This is a genomic window from Gemmatimonas sp., assembly GCF_021298855.1.
Classification (GTDB): Bacteria; Gemmatimonadota; Gemmatimonadetes; order Gemmatimonadales; family Gemmatimonadaceae; genus Gemmatimonas.
In genome coordinates, this window is the sequence record NZ_JAJTHI010000060.1 from 1 (window position 1) to 19,984 (window position 19,984).

At 68.6% G+C, this 19,984-nt stretch carries 15 protein-coding genes; 10 read left to right on the top strand and 5 right to left on the bottom strand.

The window, feature by feature from the left end; genetic code table 11:
- The coding region (locus tag LW840_RS15150; protein WP_291277288.1) for an LptF/LptG family permease at positions 1–1,104 on the bottom strand (1,104 nt) is incomplete at its 3' end.
- 195 nt (positions 1,105–1,299) lie between these two features.
- Between LW840_RS15150 and sprA the strand changes: the two genes are divergently transcribed.
- From sprA to LW840_RS15180, 6 genes are all read left to right on the top strand, one after another.
- The gene (gene sprA / locus LW840_RS15155; RefSeq protein WP_291277297.1) at positions 1,300–7,530 is read left to right on the top strand and encodes a cell surface protein SprA; all 6,231 of its coding nucleotides are present in this window, start codon (positions 1,300–1,302) and stop codon (positions 7,528–7,530) included.
- Between the two features lie 372 nt (positions 7,531–7,902).
- Positions 7,903–8,454 (top strand): ComEA family DNA-binding protein, encoded by a 552-nt coding sequence (locus LW840_RS15160; protein ID WP_291277289.1) that lies wholly within the window; start codon positions 7,903–7,905, stop codon positions 8,452–8,454.
- Positions 8,455–8,468: 14 nt separating this feature from the next.
- Positions 8,469–10,310 carry an ATPase, T2SS/T4P/T4SS family gene (locus LW840_RS15165; RefSeq protein WP_291269866.1) on the top strand — a complete coding sequence of 614 codons (1,842 nt, stop codon included), beginning with the start codon at positions 8,469–8,471 and terminating at the stop codon, positions 10,308–10,310.
- Between the two features lie 88 nt (positions 10,311–10,398).
- Positions 10,399–11,562, top strand: a complete 1,164-nt coding sequence (locus tag LW840_RS15170) for a type IV pilus twitching motility protein PilT (RefSeq protein ID WP_291277290.1) — start codon at positions 10,399–10,401, stop codon at positions 11,560–11,562.
- A 60-nt stretch (positions 11,563–11,622) separates the two neighbouring features.
- Entirely contained in the window at positions 11,623–12,819 is a 1,197-nt protein-coding gene (locus tag LW840_RS15175; RefSeq protein ID WP_291262694.1) for a type II secretion system F family protein, read from the top strand.
- 350 nt (positions 12,820–13,169) lie between these two features.
- The gene (locus tag LW840_RS15180; RefSeq protein WP_291277291.1) at positions 13,170–13,805 is read left to right on the top strand and encodes a hypothetical protein; all 636 of its coding nucleotides are present in this window, start codon (positions 13,170–13,172) and stop codon (positions 13,803–13,805) included.
- Between the two features lies 1 nt (position 13,806).
- On the opposite strand, the gene LW840_RS15185 is transcribed toward LW840_RS15180, so the two are convergent.
- Positions 13,807–14,304 carry a CIA30 family protein gene (locus LW840_RS15185; RefSeq protein ID WP_291277292.1) on the bottom strand — a complete coding sequence of 166 codons (498 nt, stop codon included), beginning with the start codon at positions 14,302–14,304 and terminating at the stop codon, positions 13,807–13,809.
- 7 nt (positions 14,305–14,311) lie between these two features.
- Complete coding sequence (locus LW840_RS15190; RefSeq protein WP_291267915.1) at positions 14,312–15,049, bottom strand: tetratricopeptide repeat protein; 738 nt, start codon at positions 15,047–15,049, stop codon at positions 14,312–14,314.
- A 163-nt stretch (positions 15,050–15,212) separates the two neighbouring features.
- Here LW840_RS15190 and LW840_RS15195 point away from each other — a divergent pair, with 163 nt between their 5' ends.
- Positions 15,213–16,070 (top strand): hypothetical protein, encoded by an 858-nt coding sequence (locus LW840_RS15195; RefSeq protein WP_291277293.1) that lies wholly within the window; start codon positions 15,213–15,215, stop codon positions 16,068–16,070.
- Positions 16,071–16,203: 133 nt separating this feature from the next.
- Here the strand turns inward: LW840_RS15195 and LW840_RS15200 are convergent, their stop codons facing one another.
- Positions 16,204–16,878, bottom strand: a complete 675-nt coding sequence (locus LW840_RS15200; RefSeq protein WP_291270102.1) for a nitroreductase family protein — start codon at positions 16,876–16,878, stop codon at positions 16,204–16,206.
- 99 nt (positions 16,879–16,977) lie between these two features.
- Here LW840_RS15200 and LW840_RS15205 point away from each other — a divergent pair, with 99 nt between their 5' ends.
- Genes LW840_RS15205 through LW840_RS15215 form a run of 3 tightly spaced genes read left to right on the top strand, consistent with a single transcriptional unit; the run spans position 16,978 to position 18,821 of the window.
- Positions 16,978–17,574 carry a TetR/AcrR family transcriptional regulator gene (locus LW840_RS15205; RefSeq protein ID WP_291277294.1) on the top strand — a complete coding sequence of 199 codons (597 nt, stop codon included), beginning with the start codon at positions 16,978–16,980 and terminating at the stop codon, positions 17,572–17,574.
- Between the two features lie 18 nt (positions 17,575–17,592).
- Positions 17,593–18,075, top strand: a complete 483-nt coding sequence (locus LW840_RS15210; protein WP_291261688.1) for a cupin domain-containing protein — start codon at positions 17,593–17,595, stop codon at positions 18,073–18,075.
- Positions 18,072–18,821, top strand: coding sequence for a hypothetical protein (locus LW840_RS15215; protein WP_291277295.1), 750 nt, complete (start codon positions 18,072–18,074; stop codon positions 18,819–18,821). Before LW840_RS15210 ends, LW840_RS15215 begins: the two co-directional genes overlap by 4 nt.
- An 18-nt stretch (positions 18,822–18,839) precedes the next feature.
- Here the strand turns inward: LW840_RS15215 and LW840_RS15220 are convergent.
- Positions 18,840–19,984: aminoacetone oxidase family FAD-binding enzyme (locus LW840_RS15220; RefSeq protein ID WP_291277296.1), on the bottom strand; the 1,145-nt coding region annotated here is incomplete at its 5' end.

Here is a 19,984-nt window from a genome sequence, read left to right on the forward strand (position 1 = left end):
CCCGGGCTGCTCCACGACGGCCGGCGGCTGCTGCACCGGCGGCGGCTGCACCGGCGGCGGCTGCACCGGCGGCGGCTGCACCGGCGGCGGCTGCACCGGCGGCTGCGCCGACTGGGCCTTGGCCTTCTTGGGCAGCAACATCGTGGAGAAGCCGCCCAGCAGCGTCTCACAGTAGAAGGTCGACAGGACCTCCTTGGGCGGACGGTCGCGGCTCACCGTGAGCGTCTTGCTCCCCTTGCTGGCCGCGCGACTGGCCTGGTCAATGTAGGCGTTGCGCAGCCGCGTGAACTCGCGCGCGTTCTCCATGTACGTGCGGTGCATCTGGCACACCGTCTGTTCACGGTCGCCCCGGTAGTTGTCCTCCGCGGTGGCCTCGAACTGCCGGATGATGCCGCGCAGTTGCACGGTCTGCGTGCGGAAGAAGCTGCGCTGCAGCCGGCGCGGGTCGGCGCGCACGAACTCCTGCGCGTGGCCGTCCATCAGCTGCAGCTGCAGGTCCTCCCCTTTCGCGTCCAGCAGGAACACCCCGCTGTCGGCGTAAATGGTCTGGCGCTCCGGCCCCTTCCGCAGATCGTAGATGGTCACGTCGTACATGCGGTTGGTCCGCGCGTCGACCCGGGCCACCCGCATGAAGAACTGGTCGGTGATGGGGTTCATCACCTGTTCCTTGAGTGCCAGCGTGGGCTTCGTCTTGGCGATGTCGTTGTTCAGGATGCGCAGCGCATGATTGGTGCGCGGCAACAGCTGGTCGTTGAACCAGACCATGAACAGCGACAGCAACAGGGCGCACACCAGCACCGGGGCCATGAGCGACCGCACCCGCACGCCGCTCGCCTTGAAGGCGGTGATCTCATGCTCGGCCGCCATGCGCCCGAAGGCGTAGAGCGTGGCCACCAGCACCGCCATGGGCAGCGTCATGGCAATCGTGAACGGCAACGACAGCACGAAGAACTTGCCGATCGCCGACCAGGGCAGCCCCTTGCCGGCGAGGTTCGCCAGCTGGCGCGCGACGTACTGCAGCATGAGCAGCGACGTCAGGGCCGACAGCGCGAACACGAGCGGGCCGGCATGCTCGCGGATGACATAGCGGGTAAGGAGCTTCACGACGTAAATTCCCCGGTGACCACCCGCTTTATCAAGGGCGCGGCGCCGCATATTCGCGGGCGACGCGCCCCTTGTTCGAGACCGTACCTCGGCCCCTCGGGCGACAGCCCGGCGGGAAGACCCGTGGTACCCCAAATCCGGAGATCGGTGCGCAGGCTGTCGCTGGCGGTTTTCCGGACGGTTCTCGTGACTGGAATGCTCGCCGGGTCGGCCTCGGCGCAGGTCCAGCCGCCCCGCCCCGATTCCGCGGCCCGCCGGGACACGGCCGGCCCCGTCCTGCGCGCCCCCGTCCCCACCCGCGCCCCCGCGGCCGCCGATACCGCCACCCGGGACCTCTTCGGCGACCTCGCCAACCTCGGGGTCGAACTCAACGCCCGGCTCGAGTCCAAGCTGCAGCGCACCCGCAACGAGCGCTGCACCACCGCCCAACTCACCATCGTGGGCAACAACTGCCGCGGCCTGTTCCAGCCCGGCTTCGATTTCCAGTTCAATCTCCGGTCGGGGGGCGTGGTGGCCGACCGGGTCTCCGTGAACGTCGACTACGACTCGCAGCGCGAGTTCGACGCCTCCAACAACATCTTCCTCCGGTACCAGGGCAAGGCCACCGAGAAGCTCCAGTCGGTGGAGGTGGGCAACGTGAGCTTCGTCACCCCTACCTCACGCTTCCTCACCTCCGGCATCCCGTCCAACAACTACGGCGTGCAGGCCACGGGGCAGTGGGGCGCCATGCGCTTCTCCTCCATCGTGGCGCAGCAGCGCGGCAACGTGAGCAAGGACAACCTTTTCACGGTGGGTGAGCGCACGCAGCAGCGGGTCGATCGGATCATCGAGGACATCCAGATCGAGACGCGGCGCTTCTTCTTCACCATCGACCCCCGGCAGCTCCCCGGCTACCCCAACGTGGACCTGCTCAACCGCCCGCAGCTGCAGCAGCTGGCGGCCGCGCTCCCCGACTCGATTCGCCCCGTCCGCCTGTACGTCTACCGGCAGCTCATCGGCGCCGCCAACCAGAACCCGCGCGGCCCGCAGTTTGCCGTGCGCGGGGCCCGCAACCCGTCGCGCCAGATCTATGAGGTCCTGCGCGAGAACGTGGACTACTACGTCGATCCGTCGCAGCTGTGGATTGCGCTCGTGCGCCCGCTCAATCTCAACAACGAACGGCTGGCGGTGGCCTACGAAGTGAGCGTGAACGGGCGCCCGGGCCGCAACGTGAACACCGGCGGCACCCCCGACATCGAGTACACCGACGCGCCGCAGGTGGCCAACCTGCTCTGGGAGCCGGAGCTGCAGCCCGACAACCCGGCGTACTTCTTCCGCGAGATCAAGTCGGTCTATCGGTTGGGCGGTGAGGAGCTGGTGCGCAACTCCATTGCCATGAAGCTGGTCACCGGGACATCCGGCGACCAGGAGAAGCCGGTCGATGCGTCGCGCGCGCAAACCTACCTGCAGCTCTTCGGCCTCGCGCAGCCCACCAACTCCGCCGAGTTCGACGTGGAGAACCGGCTCTGGCCGCGCCCCAACGATCCGAACTTCCGCGCCAACTTCTCGGGCGATACGCAGCAGAAGCTCATCCCCGACTATTTCGTCTTCTTCCCGTCGGTGCAGCCCTTCGCGCGCGCCGGCCTCGCGCAGCCGCTCGCCAACCCGGCCAACGACACGCTGTACCGGTACCCCAACGAGTACCTCTACTCCGCCCAGCGCCCGCAGGCCATCTACCGCCTCGTGGTGAACTACCAGTCGGAGGGGGGCGGCAACTCGCAGGCCATCAAGCTGTCCACCATTCAGCTGCGCCCCAACTCCGAGCGGGTCGTCATCGAGGGGCGCGAGCTGCAGCGCGAGCGTGACTACAGCATCGACTACGACCTCGGCATCATCACCTTCAATCGCCCCGATACGCTCTTCACGCGACCACGGCAGGTGAGTGTGCGCTACGAGGAGAACCCGCTCTTTGCCGTGGCGCCTGTCACCATCCTGGGGCTCGCCTCGCAGTTTGCGCTCGACAACGGCGAGATCGCCTTCACCGCCATCTCGCAGCAGCAACGCTCGGCGCTCAACCGGCCACCGCTGGGCTTCGAGCCGGTAGGCGCCCTCATGGCCGGCGTGACCGCCAACATGAAGTGGGACGCCACGGCCCTCAGTTCGCTGCTCACCCGGCTCCCCTTCAACACCGCCAACACCGCGTCACGCATTGCGGTGCAGGGGGAGTTTGCCATGAGCCGCCCGCAGCTCAACTCGGCCTTCCAGGCGTTCGTGGAGAGCTTCGAGGGCGAGGCCGAGCGCGTGCTGCCGCTGCTCGAGAGCAATTGGTACTACAGCAGCCGGCCGGCGCTTGGCGCGTCGCTGGCGGGGGTGGGAAGCAGTGTCTTCGCGCTCAACCGCGCCACCACGCTGGCGTACCAGAACAACGGGGTGGACAACACCGGGGCCGCGCCGCAATTCACCATTCAGCAGATCGATCCCGCCGTGCGCGTGGTGGGGAACGGGCTCCTCGCGCCGGAGCAGCTGCTCTGGCTCACGCTGTATCCGCTGCGCACCGGCGGCATCCTCGACGTCGAGCCCGGCACCGCCACCCGGCGATTCGCCTGGACCGTGGGGAACAGCAGCCTCGCCGGCCCCACCCCCAGCGGCCGTCGCTGGCGCTCCCTGCGCACGGTGCTGGGCGCCAGCGGCGCCGACCTGTCGCGTATCGAGAACATCGAGTTCTTCGCGCTGGTCAAGAGCGAGGAGGGCAAGGTGCGCACCAATCCCACGCTCGTGCTGGACTTCGGCGACCTGAGCGAAAACAGCGTCACCTTCGCCCCGGAGTCGCTCACCATTGCGCCCCCCGCGCGCGCCGGATTTCCGGTGGACAGCACGTATCGCGGCAAGCGTTTCGTGGGCTTCAACCGGCTCGACAGTGAACGGGACTCGTTGTCGCGCGCCTTCAATGCCGTCGAGAACGACCGGGGGCTCGCGGGCGATGTGGCCGATACGCTCGTGGTGGTGAATCGCACCGGCGGCGCACCGGTGGTAACGGTGGAAACGAAGGTGCCGTTGTGTACGCAGTCGCTGCAGGCGGTCCAGCGGCTTGGCGACAGCCGTGCCAACTGCACCGTGCGCAACAACCGCCTCGACGAAGAGGATATCGACCTCGATGGTCGTCTCAACTTCGACGCCGCCGCCATCGAGCAGGAGCAGCTCAAGCGTTTCGTGGTGGACCTGGGCGATCGCCGCAACTGGACGCGCGTGGGGCGCTGCTTCGCGCAGCGTGATTCGTCGGCGGCGGGCGTCACCGCCGATTCCGTCTGCTGGGTGCAGGTGCGTCTCAACTGGCGGGCGCCGGTGGAGGAGCTCAACAGCCCCAACGAACGGCGCATGCGCGCCATGCGCCTCACCGTCATGTCGAGCCCCGCCGCGGGCGATGAGGCGTTCACGCGCGTGGCGCTCGCGCGGCTGCGCCTGGTGGGAGCGCCCTGGCTCAAGCGCAGCGCCGAACCGCTCTCCGGCATGGCTGGCGACTCCAGCGCCACGCTGGGGGGCTACGTGATTGCCAGTGTGGTGGGAACGCTCGATTCCACCAACGTGCTGCCGTACTCCCCGCCGCCGGGGGTGCTGGAGGTGCCGGAGAACCGGCAGACCGGCTACGAAGTCCAGCAGATTCAGGTCAACGAGCGCGCCTTGCGCCTGCAGACGGGGCTCCCCGGCCGTCAGTTCCGCCCCTTCGATCGGGCTGAGGCGTTCTTCCGCTTCCCTGAGGGCACCAAGACCTTCATGGGCTATCGCACGTTGCGGCTCTGGATGCGCGGGCGTGGCAATGGCTGGGGCGTGACCGGCGAGCTCAATGGCTATGTGAAGATTGGCCGCGATGAGCACAACTTCTACATGTATCGCACGCCGCTCAACGCGGGGCCCAGCCAGAGCGACTGGCTCCCCGAGGTGCGGGTCGATCTCACGAAGTTCCAGATGCTGCGCGCGCGGCTGGAGAACGCCTTCCTCACCGGCAGCGCCGACTCGGTGCAATGCAGCGGGGCCGACCTCGAGCTGGTGCGCCGCTCCGGCACGCCGCGCGGGCTCGCCTTGCGGCGGTATGCCGTGTGCGAAGACGGCTACATCGTGTACAGCGCCGACCCGGCGGTCACGCCGCCCAACCTGGCCGGTGTGCAGGAGCTCGCGGTGGGCATCGTGCGGGTGGACAGCATTCCGCGCGGCGGCAGCGCCATCATGGCGGGCGATTCGCTGGAGCTGTGGGTGAACGATGTGCGGCTCGCCGACGTGGTCAACGACGTGGGCTTTGCCGGCGAAGTGGGAATGAACATGAACGCCGGCGATCTCGCCGACATTCGCGTCAACCTCAGTCGGCGCGACCCCAACTTCCGGCAGCTCAACGAGACCCCCACCTTCCTCACATCGAGTGGGGTGAGTGTGGGCACGACGCTGCAGCTGGGGCGCATGCTGCCGGCGCGGCTCGGGCTGGCCATGCCACTCTCCATAGACTACACGTCCACCGGCGTCGACCAGCTCTTCATCAACAACACCGACGTGCGGGCCAGTGGTATTGCCAACCTGCGTGACCCGCGTGACCGGCGCGTGAACTACGCGCTGTCGGTGCGCCGCATCGCGCCGCTGGAGAAGGGCTGGTATGCGCCCATCGTGAACGGCCTCTCGCTGAATGGCACCTGGTCCACGGCGGCGGCCCAGAGCGCCTTCCAGTCGCTGAGTGCCAGCAGCTATGCAGTGGGCGGCAGCCTCACGATGGCCAACGAGACCCGCGAAAGCCGGCTGCCGCGCGCCGTGGGCGCCCTGGTGGGGCTGCTGCCACGCCGGTGGCGTGAATCGGCCGGGGTGAAGGCGTTCCGCGAGCAGCGCATTCGCTGGTCACCCACCGCCTTCCGCCTGAGCAGCACCCTCGCCCGCAACGACAACGCGGTGACCTCGTTCACCAAGGCCGCCGCGTCGCTCACCGACACGGGGCAGGTGACCAACGCCCTCACGCACATCTGGCAGAACAGCGCGTCGCTCGAGTTCCGCCCCACCACGGCGCTGGGCGCCAGCATCAACGCGCGCCAGCTGCTCGACCTGCGCGACTATCGCACCCTGCGCGGGTTTCCCGACAGCGTGGACCGCGGGCAGACCGCGTGGGCCGAGCGGTCGTCGCTGCTGGGCGCCAACGTGGGGCTCGAGCGCGACCGGTCGCTTACCTCCACCTTCAATTTCACGCCGGCCACCGCGTCGTGGCTGCGCCCACGGTTCGACTTCACCAGCACCTTCTCGCTGGTCAAGGATCCCAACGGGCGTACCCTGCTGCGCGAGCGTGACAGCACCGGCGCCTTCGTGCTGCCCAAACGGCTGGGAGCGGCACAGTCGTTCAACCTGGGGACCACGCTGGACGTGGCGCGCTTCGTGTCGGGTCGCACCGCCGAACGCAGTATGCTGCGCCGGCTGGGGAGCCTCTTCGCGCCGTTCGATCTGCAGTGGCAGCAGAGCCTCACCTCCAACTACGACAACACGGCCTTCGTGCCGGGCTTCGGCTACCAGTTCGGGTTGGGCGGGGTGGAGGTCTTCCGTGGGCAGTCGTCGCAGCTGGCCACCACCGCCGGCCGGTTGCGTCGCGGTACCCTGTCGGGCGCGCTCAATCTCCCCTTCTCGCTCACGCTGCAGTCGCGGCTGGAGCAGGGGAACACCGAAACGTGGACGCGCCGCACGCTCGACGGCTTCCAGGCGGTCATCACCAGCGACCAGCTGGTGCGCCCCGACATCACGCTGCGCTGGAGCTGGCGCCCCGTGCGCCTGCGGCGCTTCGTCTCCATGGTGAACGTGAACGGCCGCTACCTCATCTCCGAGCAGGCCACCACCATCCCCAACGAAACCGGGGGGCTGGCCGATCGCAGCCGCACCGTGGCGCGCAGCCAGCCGCTCTCCACCAGCATCACCTGGGCCGCGCTGGGCAACCTCGCGACCAGCGCTTCCATCGACCGCCAGCGCCGCGAGGACCTGCGCCCCGGGGCGGTCGTCAACGGCGACACGCGCCGCATGTCCTTCGACATCACGCGGTCGTTCCCGCTCCCCCGCAGCTGGAACACGCGCACCGGGCAAATGCGCACCTCGCTGTCGTACCAGAGTGAGGAGACGTCGAGCATCGTCACCGGCACCTCGGTGACCGGCACGTCGGTGACCGGCACCTCGGTGACCGGCACCCCGGGCACTGGCGTGCCCCTGCCGGGCGGGCCGGTGCTCACGGCGCGCTTCCCGGCCCAGACGGCCGTGCTCACCAACAACGGGCGACGGGCCTTCAACCTCAACGCGAACACCGATCTGTCCGACCTGGTGAGCTTCACGCTCACCGGCAGCCAGATCCTCAACTTCGATCGCAACTTCAATCGCCGCACCAACAACCTGATCTTCTCGGCGGTCATGCAGCTGCGGTTCTTCGCGGGGGAACTGCGTTGAGATAGGGCGGGGCGGGGGGGCGCCGGAGTGGTGGCCTGACTGCAGACGGCAGACGGCAGGAACCACAGACGGCAGGGGCGCAGTGGTGCGGAAGAACCACTCGGCGGCGTACGCTGCGCGCCGCCGCCGATGTCCCAACCGCAAAGGAAATCGGGCGCCCTGCAAAGCAGTGGCGCCCGTTTTGTTCGACCACATCCCTGCTGTCTGCGGACTGTGGACTGTGGTTCCTGCCGTCTGCCGTCTGTAGTTCCCACCCAGGGCCATAGGTGACACCCGCACCTCGCCCTCTGCCGCCCTTGCCGCCGCGCAGAAATGGTCGCCCTCGCACGATTCCGGTTACGTCGCTCGCTCCCCGGGCCGCTACCCTGCGTCATGCCCACCACGCAGGAGCGCCACGCCCTCGCCTTTCTCACCGGTCTCGCCCTGCTCGCCGTGGGCGTGCGCGTGGCCGGCGTGCACCGCTTCGAGGCCAACGTCGTCGCCGGCCACGGCGGGCAAGCGCCACCCGCCTCACTGGCCGACCGGGCACTCGCGGCGCAGGCCGCCGCCGTGGACTCCGCGGCGCGGGCCCCGCGCCGGTCCCGGGCCTCGCCCCGCCCGCCATCAAGCCGCAAGGCCAACGTGCCGAAACTCCCGAAGACGCCAGCGTCGCCTCGACCCTCGGCGCCGGTCAATGTGAACACGGCTACCGCACAGGAGCTCGAACGGCTACCACGGGTGGGCCCGGCCCTGGCTCGGCGCATCGTGGAGTGGCGGGAACAACACGGCCCCTTTTCCGCCCCCGATGACCTCCGTCACGTGCGTGGCATCGGTCCATCCACCGTTCGCCTGCTCGACACGCTGGTGACGTTTTCCGGACGCCACAGTCAATTAGATGGCAAGGGTCCGCCCTCGCCAACACGACACTTCAGGTCCGCGTACTGACGGAAATCAGGTCTATGGCCGCACCCGCTGCTCCGCTCTCCGGTCGCGCCGCCGAACGACTCGGCGATATGCTCATCCGCGAGGGTCTGCTCACCACCGAAACACTCGCGAAGGCGCTCCAGGAGCAGGCCAGCAATCCCGGCCAGCGACTGGGGTTGACCGTGGTGAAGATGGGGCTCGTGCCGGAAATCGAAGTGGTGCGCATGCTCGCCCGCCAGTTCCGCATGCCCGCCGTGGACCTGTCCCGCTTCGAGGTGGACACACGCCTGCTCAAGCTCATTCCGGCGGAGCTGGCCACCAAGCAGACCGTGCTCCCCCTCAAGCGCGACGGCCGGCAACTCACCGTGGCCATCGCCGACCCCACGGCCATGTCCGTGGTGGACGACCTCAAGTTCATCACGCGCTACGATATCGTCCCCGTGCTGGCGGGCGAGTACTCCATGCGCGCGGCCATCGAGAAGCACTACGAGGCCAACGAAGTCCACATCCAGACGCTGCTGCAGGACATCGCGGCCGAAGACGACGATGTGGAAGTGCTGGACAGTCAGGAGGAGAGCGCCGACGCCGGGGTGCTCGCCGCACAGGTCGACGAGGCGCCGGTGGTGAAGCTCATCAACGCCATCCTCGTGGACGCCGTGAGCAAGGGCGCCTCCGACATCCATTTCGAGTGCTTCGAACACGATCTGCGCGTGCGCTACCGCGTGGATGGAGCGCTGCAGGAAGTCATGAAGCCGCCCATGAAGATGCGCGCCGCACTCATTTCGCGCTTCAAGATCATGGCGTCGCTCAACATCGCCGAGCGTCGCGTGCCCCAGGACGGACGCATCAAGCTCAAGGTGGGCAAGAAGGTCGTCGACTTCCGCGTGAGCACGCTGCCCACGCTCTTCGGCGAAAAGGTCGTGTTGCGAATTCTCGACAAGGGCAACCTCACCCTCGAACTCGAGAAATTCGGCATCGAACCGCGCGCCGAGCGGGAGCTCATGGAGGCCATCTCCAATCCGTACGGCATGGTGCTCGTCACGGGCCCCACGGGTTCCGGCAAGACCACGACGCTCTATTCGGCGCTCTCCAAGATCAATACCGGCGACACGAACATCATGACCGCCGAGGATCCCGTGGAGTACAACCTCCACGGCATCAACCAGGTGCTCGTGCGCACCGAAATCGGCATGACGTTCGCGGCGGCGCTCAAGGCGTTCCTGCGGCAGGACCCCAACGTCATCATGCTCGGGGAAATTCGCGACCTCGAGACCGGCGGCATTGCCATCAAGGCGGCGCTCACGGGGCATATGGTGCTCAGCACCCTGCACACCAATTCCGCCCCCGAGACCATCGTCCGCCTGCTGGACATGGGGCTCGAGCCGTTCAACGTGGCGTCGGCGCTCAACCTCATCCTGGCGCAGCGGCTGGTGCGGCGCATCTGCTCCAAGTGCAAGACCAAGTACACCCCCGACGCCGCCGAGTTCGCGGGGGCCAAGGTGAAGCCCGACACCACGCTGCGGTCGCTGCGCTTCACCGACGAAGCGCTGCTCAACGCCAGACTCCGGGCCAGCCCCGAGGCGCTCCCCTTCCTCACCAACCTCTCGCTCGACACGCGCATCGAGGAGCTCCCCTTCTTCAAGGGGAATGGCTGCGATGCCTGTGGCGGCACCGGCCTCAAGGGTCGCCAGGGGGTGTACGAGGTCATGTTCATGACCCCCACCCTCAAGAAGCTCATCATGCAGAACGCCGACGTGCAGATCATTCGCGACTCGGCCATCGAGGAGGGCATGCTGACCCTTCGCATGGACGGCTGGCTCAAGGTGCTCAAGGGCGTGACGACCCTCGAGCAGGTCATCCGTGAAACATCATCGTAGTCGAATGTGACGGTGGCGTATCGATGCGCCGGCCGATTCGTCCAGTCCTTGGAATGCGCGTGCGTTCCGAGCCACCTGCAGTGATCCCATGACCGCTCCCCCCCAGTCTCCCATTTCCCTCCGCGCGCTGCTTGACGAGATGTTCGAGCGGGACGCCTCCGACCTGCACATCACGGCCGGGGATCGTCCCAAGCTGCGCGTCGACGGGGACATCGTGAACGCGACGCTGGATCAGGTGCTCACGCCGCGCGACACGCTGCAGCTGGCGTACTCGGTGCTGACCGAGAACCAGAAGAAGCGCTTCGAAATGGAGGACGAGCTGGACTTCTCGTTCGGCATCGCGAATCTCTCGCGCTTTCGTGGCAACGTCTTCAAGCAGCGCGGGTGCGTGACCATGGTCATCCGGCGCATCCCGTTCGAAATCAAGACCTTCGACGAACTGCAACTGCCGCCGGTGATTGCCGGGTTCGCCGAGCGGCCGCGCGGGCTGGTGCTGGTGACCGGCCCCACGGGTTCGGGCAAGAGCACCACGCTGGCGTCCATCATCGACAAGATCAACACGGATCGGCGCGGGCACATCATCACGGTGGAAGATCCCATCGAGTTCAACCATCGTCACCGCAACTGCATCATCAACCAGCGCGAGGTGGGGGCCGATACCAAGAGCTTCGCCAGCGCCCTCAAGTATGCCTTGCGCGAAGATCCCGACGTGATTCTCGTCGGCGAAATGCGCGATCTGGAAACGGTCCAGGCGGCGCTCACCATTGCCGAGACCGGTCACCTGGTGCTGGCCACCCTGCACACCAACAGCGCCGCGGAGGCGATCAACCGCATCATCGACGTCTTCCCCAGCCACCAGCAGAGTCAGGTGCGGGCGCAGCTGTCGTTCGTGCTGGAGGGGATCGTCACCCAGGTGCTGCTCCCCAAGGTGAGCGGGCGTGGTCGGGCCATGGCGGCCGAGGTGCTGGTGGTCACGCCGGCCATTCGGGCGCTCATTCGTGACGACAAGGTGCACCAGATCTACTCGCTCATGCAGTCGGGCAAGAAATTCGGCATGCAGACCATGAACGACGCCTTGTATCAGCTGTACGTGAACCGTGTGGTGAGCGCCGACGAGTGCATGCGGTCATCGGGCAACCCCAACGAGTTCCTGCGCATGATCGGCAAGGGGCCCGCGGACGACACGCTCAACGCCGCCCACCCGTCCGAAGGCACCCCATCCGGCAGCCGCCTCGCCGCCGCCAGGCGGTAGTGCCGGCCCGCTGTCCTGCGTCCTGCCTCCCGGTTCCGGCTTCCTCAGCACTTCGCACCGATGCCCACGTTCAACTATACCGCGCGTACCCAGAACGGCGACCTCAAGTCGGCGACCATCGATGCCCCCAGTCGGGACGATGCCGTGGCCCAATTGCGGCGCCAGCGGCTGACCATCATCAAGGTGGACGAATCCAAGTCCACGCCGCAGAAGACCAGCGGGTCGATCAAGATGCGCGACATCGTGATCTTCACGCGGCAGTTCTCCACCATGATCAACGCCGGCCTGCCGCTGGTGCAGGCGCTCGACATTCTGGCGCGGCAGTCGGAGAACAAGGCCTTGGCGGCGGTGGTGCGGCAGGTGGTGTTCGACGTGGAGTCGGGCAACACGGTGGCCGACGCCATGCGCAAGCATCCCAAGGCGTTCACGGACCTGTACACCAACATGGTGGCGGCCGGTGAGGCGGGCGGTATTCTCGACACCATCCTGAATCGCCTGGCCATCTTCATGGAAAAGAACGACGCCCTCGTGCGCAAGGTGAAGGGCGCCATGATCTACCCCACGGTCATCATGTGCGTGGCGGGGTTGTGCGTGGTCATCCTGTTGTGGAAGGTCATTCCCGTGTTCGCGAGCATGTTCGGCAGCGTGGGTATGGAGCTGCCGCTGCCCACGAAGATCGTGATCGGGTTGAGCGGCTTCCTGAACAGCTACTGGTGGGCGCTGCTGGCGGGCCTGGGCGGCGGTGGCTTCATGCTCAAGCAGTACTACGCGACGTCCCAGGGGCAGCTGGTCATCGACAAGCTCATGCTCAAGGTGCCGGTGTTGGGTGACGTGCTGCGCAAGTCCAGCGTGTCGCGTTTCACGCGGACGCTGGGTACGCTCATCAGTTCCGGCGTGAGCATTCTGGACGGTCTCGAGATCACGGCGCGCACGTCGGGCAACCGGGTGGTGCAGGACGCCATCATGGGCAGCCGGGCCAGCATTGCCGGTGGTGACACCATTGCCGGCCCGCTGCAGAAGAGCGAGGTGTTTCCGCCCATGGTGATCAGCATGATCGCCGTTGGTGAGCAGACGGGCGGCCTGGACGAGATGCTCTCCAAGATTGCCGACTTTTACGACGACGAAGTGGACGCCGCCGTGAGCGCGTTGCTCAGCCTGCTCGAGCCCATCATGATCGTGTTCCTGGGCGTGGTCGTGGGCGGCATGATCGTGGCCATGTACCTGCCGATCTTCGACATGGTGAACGCGGTGAAGTAAGGCGGGTTGTTGTGGGGGCTCACGCCGATTGGCGGGCGTTTGGCTCACACTCCGTGGCGGGATTGGCTCACGCCGATTGGCAGTGAGCACAGAAGCGGGGCCGGTCAAGAGACTGGCCCCGCTTCGTTCCGGTGGGAGGTGGCGCTTCTGCTGACACCCCCGCCCTCAGCGGGGCAAACCGTCTCGGTTTAGCTCACCGTGGGAGCCGATCGAGCTGGCGTTCCGGGCGTTCGGAACGCGGCAGAGGGGCGCACCCTGCACGCTACCGCCCGGTCGCCTTCGGGCGGAACCGCGGCCGCACCTGCGACGTATGCAGAGGGTCACGCTCTTCCTCGACTATCTTCCCCCCTGTGCTCACCCTCCTGTCCCCGCGCGCCCGTATCGGGCGCGGCTTGCGCGCCGCCACCGTGCTGCTTGCCGCTGTCTGTCTGCCTTGCTGGTCCGCTACCTCGCTCGAGGCGCAGCGCCGACCGGGGGTGGGCATGGGCTTCTATACCTACACCGGGCTCGTCTCGGCCGAACTGGAAGGCGGCAGTGTGGTCGCCTCGTCGGCGTTCGTGGAGGCGGCCACCATTGCCATCTCCGGCATGGGCACCGTGCCGCTGCTGCGCGTCCCCAAGCGCGCGTGGATTGCCGCCGTGCGCGTGACGCCGCTCAACCTCGGCAACCGCGGCTCCTGCGTGGTGATTCCAGAAGCCGTGGGATGTCAGGACACGCGCTTCGAGGAGCGCGCCTCCGTCATGACCGGCGGCGCCTTCGACATTCGCGCCACACTGCTGCGGGTGATGGTGGGCGGCGCGTATGTGTCCGCGGAGAACAGCGCGGCGCGCTTCGGCCCCATCGTACGCGTCGACTTCACGGCGCCCCGCCAAGGCGGCTCGTCACCCACGCTGTTTCTCACCCGCACCTTTCTCGGCATGGTGCGGGGAGAGAGCGCCGGGCTCACCACCGTGGGCGCCGGCTATCGTTGGGTACGCAAGCGCTGACCTACGGCACCAGCTCCACGCGGGCCACCGCGAGGTCCGCGTCGAACGCCTGCGTGCCGGCCACGATGCCAATGCGCTGGATGGTGCGGACATCGAGCGGGGCGGCGAGTGAGACCGGCGTGAAGGCCGCGAAGGGCAGGTACACCTCGTGCCATGCGGTGGTCACGGCCAGCGGCGCCGCGTAGTACTGCCATGGCGCGCGCGTGTCGGCGGTGCGCAGGTGCACGAAGTACGCCCCGGGGGCGCCGCACACGCTCAGCTGCACGCCGCTGAAGGCCGAGGCATCGTACGTCCCGTTGGGAAACTGCCGCGCCATCTGAATGAAGCCGCCGTTCCGCTCGAGCGAAACGTGCCCCCACAGCCGCAGCGCGCGCCGCCCGTCACGGTCCACCAGCTCCACATGGGCCACCGACACGCCGCCCATCACGCGGTCACTGAACGCGCTCCAGTTTCTCGCGACTGCAGCCGTGTCGCGAAAGTCATCGAGCAGGTGGATCACCCTGGCCCTACCGCAGCGTCCGCAGCAGCTCGGCCCCCTCGCGCTTGCGCCCCTCGTCACCGGGTTCCTGATCGGCCAGCGACGGCAGCTGCTGCAGCACGGCGCGCGCATCGGCCACGCGTTCGTTGGCCACCAGGGCACGCGCGTATTCCAGCTGGAACATCACGAATCCCGCGCGCAGCTCGGTGGCACGGCGCAGATGTGTGAGCGCATCGGCCGCGTTGCCGAAGCCCAGCCCCAGCGGCATGCGCAGCGGCCGCGGTGTTTCCGACAGCTTGAGGTGGGCTCGCCCCAGGATGTAGTGCGCCGACGCCAGCGTGAGGGGCGGCACGCCACGCATGGCGATGACCTTCTCGGTGTCTTCCTTGGTCTGGATGACGTAGTCGGCAGCGTCGAGCACGCCGGCAAAGAGCGCCACCTTGCCGTTCGCGGCGGCGCGTCGCAGGTACCCGTCGGGCGCCGTACTGTTGGCCTTGATGGCACGCTCGGCCAGCGCCAGCGCCTCGCGATACAGCCGGTCCTGGGCCTTGCTCTTCTCGGGCTGCGCGTCCCCCTGCAGCAGCCGCACGCGCGAAACGCGCCAGAGCACCTCGTAGTCGCGCGGCGTGGCGGCCAGCGCCTGATCGGCCAGGGCCACTGCGGGAGCCAGCTGATTGCTGGCCAGCAGCGTATCCACGCGGAGAATGGACTGGGCCCCCAGCACACCGGGGACGAGCAGAGCGCAAAGCAGGGCGAGAGGTCGCATGGGCTGGTTGAGTTTACCGACCGACTTTATCAGCATTATGCCTGAGTCTGTCTCTTCCCGCCGGTACCCGCAAGACGCGTGGTGCCCCGACCGACTGCTGGCACACCGGCTCCCTCTCGACGCCCTCCTCATGCGCCTCCCTGCTGCTCGTCCTGCAGACACGATGATGGCCCTCGCGGCCGGTCTCCTCGCCGCGGCGCCCGCCACGGTGCACGCGCAACGCGAGCGGGCCATCGTGCGCGCCGAGTCGTTTGGCGGCACCACGGTCGAACGTCCTGCGGGCACGGTGGGGCGTGACTCGTACACCCAGCAGGGGGTGCAGGTGCAACTCTCGCACCGCGTGGTGCGTGAGCAGGGGCGCAGCATTGTGCTGCTGGGCGGGCAGTGGCGTGGCGTGCAGGTGGCGCTGCCCCAGCCGAGCGGTGCCCGTGAACCCAACACCCTCACCACGCTGCACGTGGCCGCGGCCGACCTGATGCTGCTGCGCACGGTCGGCGAGCGACACACCGTGGTTGGCGTGCTGCGGCCGGGGTTGTACGGCGAGTCGGTGCGCGCCGAGGGGGCGCTGTTCGTGGACCGCATCGTGTCGCCCCGCACGACGGTGGGCGCCGGGCTGAGTTACGGATCGGCCTACGGCCGCCTGCTCCCCATTCCGGTGGTGCACGTGCTGTCCCGAGTGTCGCGCCGTGTGCTGGTGGATGCGCTGCTGCCGGCGCGTGGCGACATCTGGTGGATGCCGCGACGCGGTCTCGACCTGGGGGTGAATGCCTCCCTGGCTGGTGCGCAGTACGGGCTGTCCACGGCACCGCAGGTCGCCGGCGCCAACCAGCTGTGGCTGGCCAACGCCACGGTCGGGCCACAGGCCCGCTGGTCGCCGGGTGGCGGCAAGTGGCAGGTCACGGCCGATGCCGGGTTCACGGTGCTGCGCCGGCTCGAGTACGCGCGCGATGGGCGCAGTGTGGCCGATCTCGCCCCCGGCAACGTGCCGTACGCCCGCCTGGGATTGCAGCGGCTCTTCTGACCGACCCGCCGTTCATGCGGCGGCAAGCGGAATGGACTGATCAAAAGAGAATCGGGGAACAGGAGAAGCTGGGCACACGCTCCGGTTCTCCTGTTCCCCGATTCTCCCGGCATCAGTTCTACTCCACCAGCCGTCAGCGAAAGACCGCAATTTCCGCCAGCGGCTTGCGCGACAGCGCCGGCACCTGCGCGTCGGGGGCGGGATACCCCACCGGCAAGACGAGGAAGGCCTTCTCGTTGGCCGGCCGCCCGAGCAGTTCCCCGAGGAAGCCCATGGGGCTCGGGGTGTGCGTGAGCGTGACCAGCCCCATGGTATGCACTGCCGCAATGAACAGCCCGGCCGCAATGCCGCAGCTTTCCTGGGTGTAGTAGAACGTGCGCTTGCTGCCGTCGGCGTTCACCCCGTGCGCGTGCCGGAAGAGCACCACCACCCACGGCGCGTCGGTGAGGTGCGTCTTCACCGCATCGGTGCCCAGCGGCTCCAGCGCCGCCCGCCACTCGGGCGTGATGCGCTCGGCGTAGAAGCGGCGTTCCTCGTCCTCGGCGGCCTCGCGCAGGCGCTGCTTGAGCTCGGGGTCGCTCACCGCCACGAAGGTCCATGGCTGCTGGTGTGCTCCGCTGGGTGCCGTGCCGGCGGCGCGAATGGCGTGCTCGATCCACGCGCGCGGCACCGGCTCCGGTGAGAAATGTCGGGTGGTGCGGCGCGCGTCGAGATGCGCCGCAAACTCCGCGGCCCGCCGAGCCGACTCGTCGGGAGCGAGGCGCAGATGCCGGAGCGTCACGAAGGGGGGCGAGGAGGGCGTCGTCATGCCGACCAACGTGCGGGGCGATCGCGCGCGCCGCAAGGGACGTGCGCCCGTTCGTCGGGGGCGATTGACAGTACACTGACATGATGGCAGTGTACTGTCATGAACGAGAAACACGCCCGCGACCGTCTGCGCGCCGATACGGCCGAGCGCATCCTGCGCGCCGCGTTCGAGCGGCTCCGGGAGCACCCGGAGGCGCCGTTTTCGCACGAGGTCGTCGCCGAGCAGGCGGGCGTGTCGGCCCGGACCGTGTACCGGCACTTCCCCACGCAGGCCGATCTCGTGCGCGGCGTGTGGCAGCAGCTGCGCGATCGGACTGGCACCACCTGGCCCCGTACACTGGAGGCCATCGTGCCCGAGTTGCGCGCGCTCTTCGCCCAGTTCGAACGCAACGGGGCGCTCACCAGGGCCATGCTCGCGGCCGCGCCACGGGCCAACTACGCGAGGGCCGGCTCGGCCGAAGGGCGCGCGGCGTTTCGCGAGGCGCTGGCGCCGCTGCTCGCCGGACGCCCGCCGGCGGCGCAGCGGCAGCTCGTGGCCCAGTGCCTCGCCATTTACAGCGCTCCCTTCTGGCAGCTGCTGCGTGAGCGCGGGCCGCTGTGTGCCGGCGCGGCCGCCGACGCCGCGGTGGCGGCCATGCAGGCAGTGCTCGACGCGGCACGCGCATCCGTGCCGTCACCAACCCCTCCCCCACGCTGACCCGCGAGACGCTTCCCCATGCCCACTGCCATCGTACTCCCGGCCGGCGCCACGCGCACGCCCTTGCCGCTCAACATCGTGGGCGAAACCACGCACGTGCTGGTGGATGCGCGTGACAGCCAGGCCACCATGGCCTGCTTTCACCTCGTTGCGCCGCCCATGTCCGGACCACCATTGCATGTGCACACGCGCGAAGACGAGTGGTTCTACGTGCTCGAGGGTGAACTGGTGTTCGAACTCGATGGCGTGGCGCACACCGTGGCGGCGGGTGGCTCGGTGTTTCTCCCGCGTGGCGTGGTGCACCGCTATCAGAACTACACCCCGCGCGATGCGCGGCTGCTCATCGTGACCACCCCCGGGCACTTCGCGCGCTTCTTCGAGGCGCTGGACCGCATCACGCCGCCGGGCGGGCTGCCGCCCATGGCGCAGCTGGTGGCGCTCGACGCCGAGTACGGCCTCACCACGATGGGCCCACCCATGGGCCCGGGAGACCAGCCGTGACGGCCGCCGGTGTGGCGCTGGAGGCCCGCGCCCTCCCCACCGCCGCGGCGCGCCGGCAGGCGGGGCGGACGCCGCGCACGCTTCATGATCACGCCACCTGGTGGCTGCTGGTCATCGTGCTCGTCACGGTGGCCGGGTTCACGCCGTCGCTCACCACTCGGCGCGGTGCGCTCGACTGGGCGCATGCCGTGCACGGGGGGGCCTCGGTGGCTTGGCTGCTGCTGCTCGTGGCGCAGAGCGAGCTGGCGCGGCGGGGGTTGACCAGGGGACACCGGCAGCTCGCGCTGGTGGGCGTGGGGTGCGCGCTGGTCATGTGCATGAGCGCCGTGCCCATGCTGCAGGCGCTCGCCGCCGCGGTCACCGCGGCCGATGCCGTCCCGGCGCGGGCGGCGGTGCCCCGTTTTCTTCTGCGTCTGGATTTCGGGCTGCTGGCGTGCCTGCTCGGGCTGCTGGCGGTGGCGCTGTCGCAGGTGCGGAATCGCGCGCGGCACGCGCGGGCCATGGCCGCCACGGCGCTGCTCGCGCTGCCGGCGGGACTCGGGCGTTGGGCCATGCGACTCCTCGACCTCGACCCCATAGGCGGCTCGCTGGTGGCGCTGGGTCTTGGGGCGCTGTGGCTGATGGCGCTCGCCTACTCCGACGCCCGGGCGGGGGTGCGCGACCGGGTGTACGGCTCGCTGGCGGCGGCGCTCGGGGCCATCGCGGTGCTGGCGTTCACCGGGGCCCGGGCGGTGACCCCGTCCTGACGGCTGCCACGTTGCCGGTCAGTTGGCGGCCGCCATGCCCGCCGCCCGCCCCGTGGCCCACGCCCACAGAAAGTTGTAGCCGCCAATGGGGCCAAAGGCATCGAGCACTTCGCCGCACAGGTAGAGCCCCGGGTGGCGCCGACTCTCCATGGTCACCGGGTGGATCTCCGACAACGCCACGCCGCCGCCGGTCACCTCGGCCTTCTTGTACCCCTCGTCGCCGTGCCAGGGGAGCGCCCCGCGCACCAGCACGTCAATCATGCGGCGACGCTCCTCGCGGGTGAGCTCGGCCAGCTTGCGGGTGGGTTCCACCGCGGCCTGGGCCATGAGCACATCGGCCAGGCGGTCGGGAAGCTCCTGGCGGATCACCGTGGACAGCTGCCGTGCGCCGTGTGGTTGCAGCAGCGTCTGCCATGCCGCGTCGTCGTGTGCCGTCCACTGCACCCGCACGTCGGCTGCGGGCTCATCACCGCGCGCCGCGTCGGCACCGGCGCGCACCACGACGTGCGACACGTTGAGCACCGACGGACCGCTGTAGCCGGCGTGCGTAAACAGGAAGCCGCCGGTGTGCGTGGCGCGCCGCGCCGGCGAGGCGGCCGTGAGCGAGACGCGCAGCGAGACCCCCGACAGCGCGCTGAAGGCATTCTCCGGTGCCGTCACGGGCGTGAGCGCCGCATACGTGGGGTGCAGGGTGTGCCCCAGCGCCTCGAGCATGCGCAACCCGGCGCCGTCGCTGCCGGTGTTGGGGACCGAGAGCCCACCGGTGGCCACGATCACGGCGTCGGCATCGAGCGTGTCTGCGGCGAGCGTGTCCACATCCTCCACACCAATGCGCCAACGGCCGGCATGCGGGGCGATGCTGATGACCCGGCAGCCGAAGCGCGCGGCCACGCCGTGCCGCCGCGCGAGTGCCAGCAAGCCGTCGCGCACATCGCGCGCCTTGTGCGAGGCAGGGAAGAGCTTGGCCGATTCCACCTCCTCTTCGAGCACGAGGCCCACCTCGTCCTCGAAGAACCGGATCTGCTCGGCCAGCGGCCAGCTGCGCACGATCTTGCGCAGCGTATTGGGTGAGGAGTCGGTCACGAAGCGCGACTCGTCCACGCGAGACGGCAGCACGTTGCAGCGTCCACCGCCGCTGATGAGGATCTTGCGCCCCCCGTCCC

What these genes read in the sequence shown, in the direction of transcription:
- sprA (WP_291277297.1), top strand. Translation starts at nt 1,300, where the DNA reads ATGCTCGCCGGGTCGGCCTCGGCGCAGGTCCAGCCGCCCCGCCCCGAT.
- LW840_RS15160 (WP_291277289.1), top strand. Translation starts at nt 7,903, where the DNA reads ATGCCCACCACGCAGGAGCGCCACGCCCTCGCCTTTCTCACCGGTCTC.
- LW840_RS15165 (WP_291269866.1), top strand. Translation starts at nt 8,469, where the DNA reads ATGGCCGCACCCGCTGCTCCGCTCTCCGGTCGCGCCGCCGAACGACTC.
- LW840_RS15170 (WP_291277290.1), top strand. Translation starts at nt 10,399, where the DNA reads ATGACCGCTCCCCCCCAGTCTCCCATTTCCCTCCGCGCGCTGCTTGAC.
- LW840_RS15175 (WP_291262694.1), top strand. Translation starts at nt 11,623, where the DNA reads ATGCCCACGTTCAACTATACCGCGCGTACCCAGAACGGCGACCTCAAG.
- LW840_RS15190 (WP_291267915.1), bottom strand. Translation starts at nt 15,049, where the DNA reads ATGCGACCTCTCGCCCTGCTTTGCGCTCTGCTCGTCCCCGGTGTGCTG.
- LW840_RS15195 (WP_291277293.1), top strand. Translation starts at nt 15,213, where the DNA reads ATGATGGCCCTCGCGGCCGGTCTCCTCGCCGCGGCGCCCGCCACGGTG.
- LW840_RS15200 (WP_291270102.1), bottom strand. Translation starts at nt 16,878, where the DNA reads ATGACGACGCCCTCCTCGCCCCCCTTCGTGACGCTCCGGCATCTGCGC.
- LW840_RS15205 (WP_291277294.1), top strand. Translation starts at nt 16,978, where the DNA reads ATGAACGAGAAACACGCCCGCGACCGTCTGCGCGCCGATACGGCCGAG.
- LW840_RS15210 (WP_291261688.1), top strand. Translation starts at nt 17,593, where the DNA reads ATGCCCACTGCCATCGTACTCCCGGCCGGCGCCACGCGCACGCCCTTG.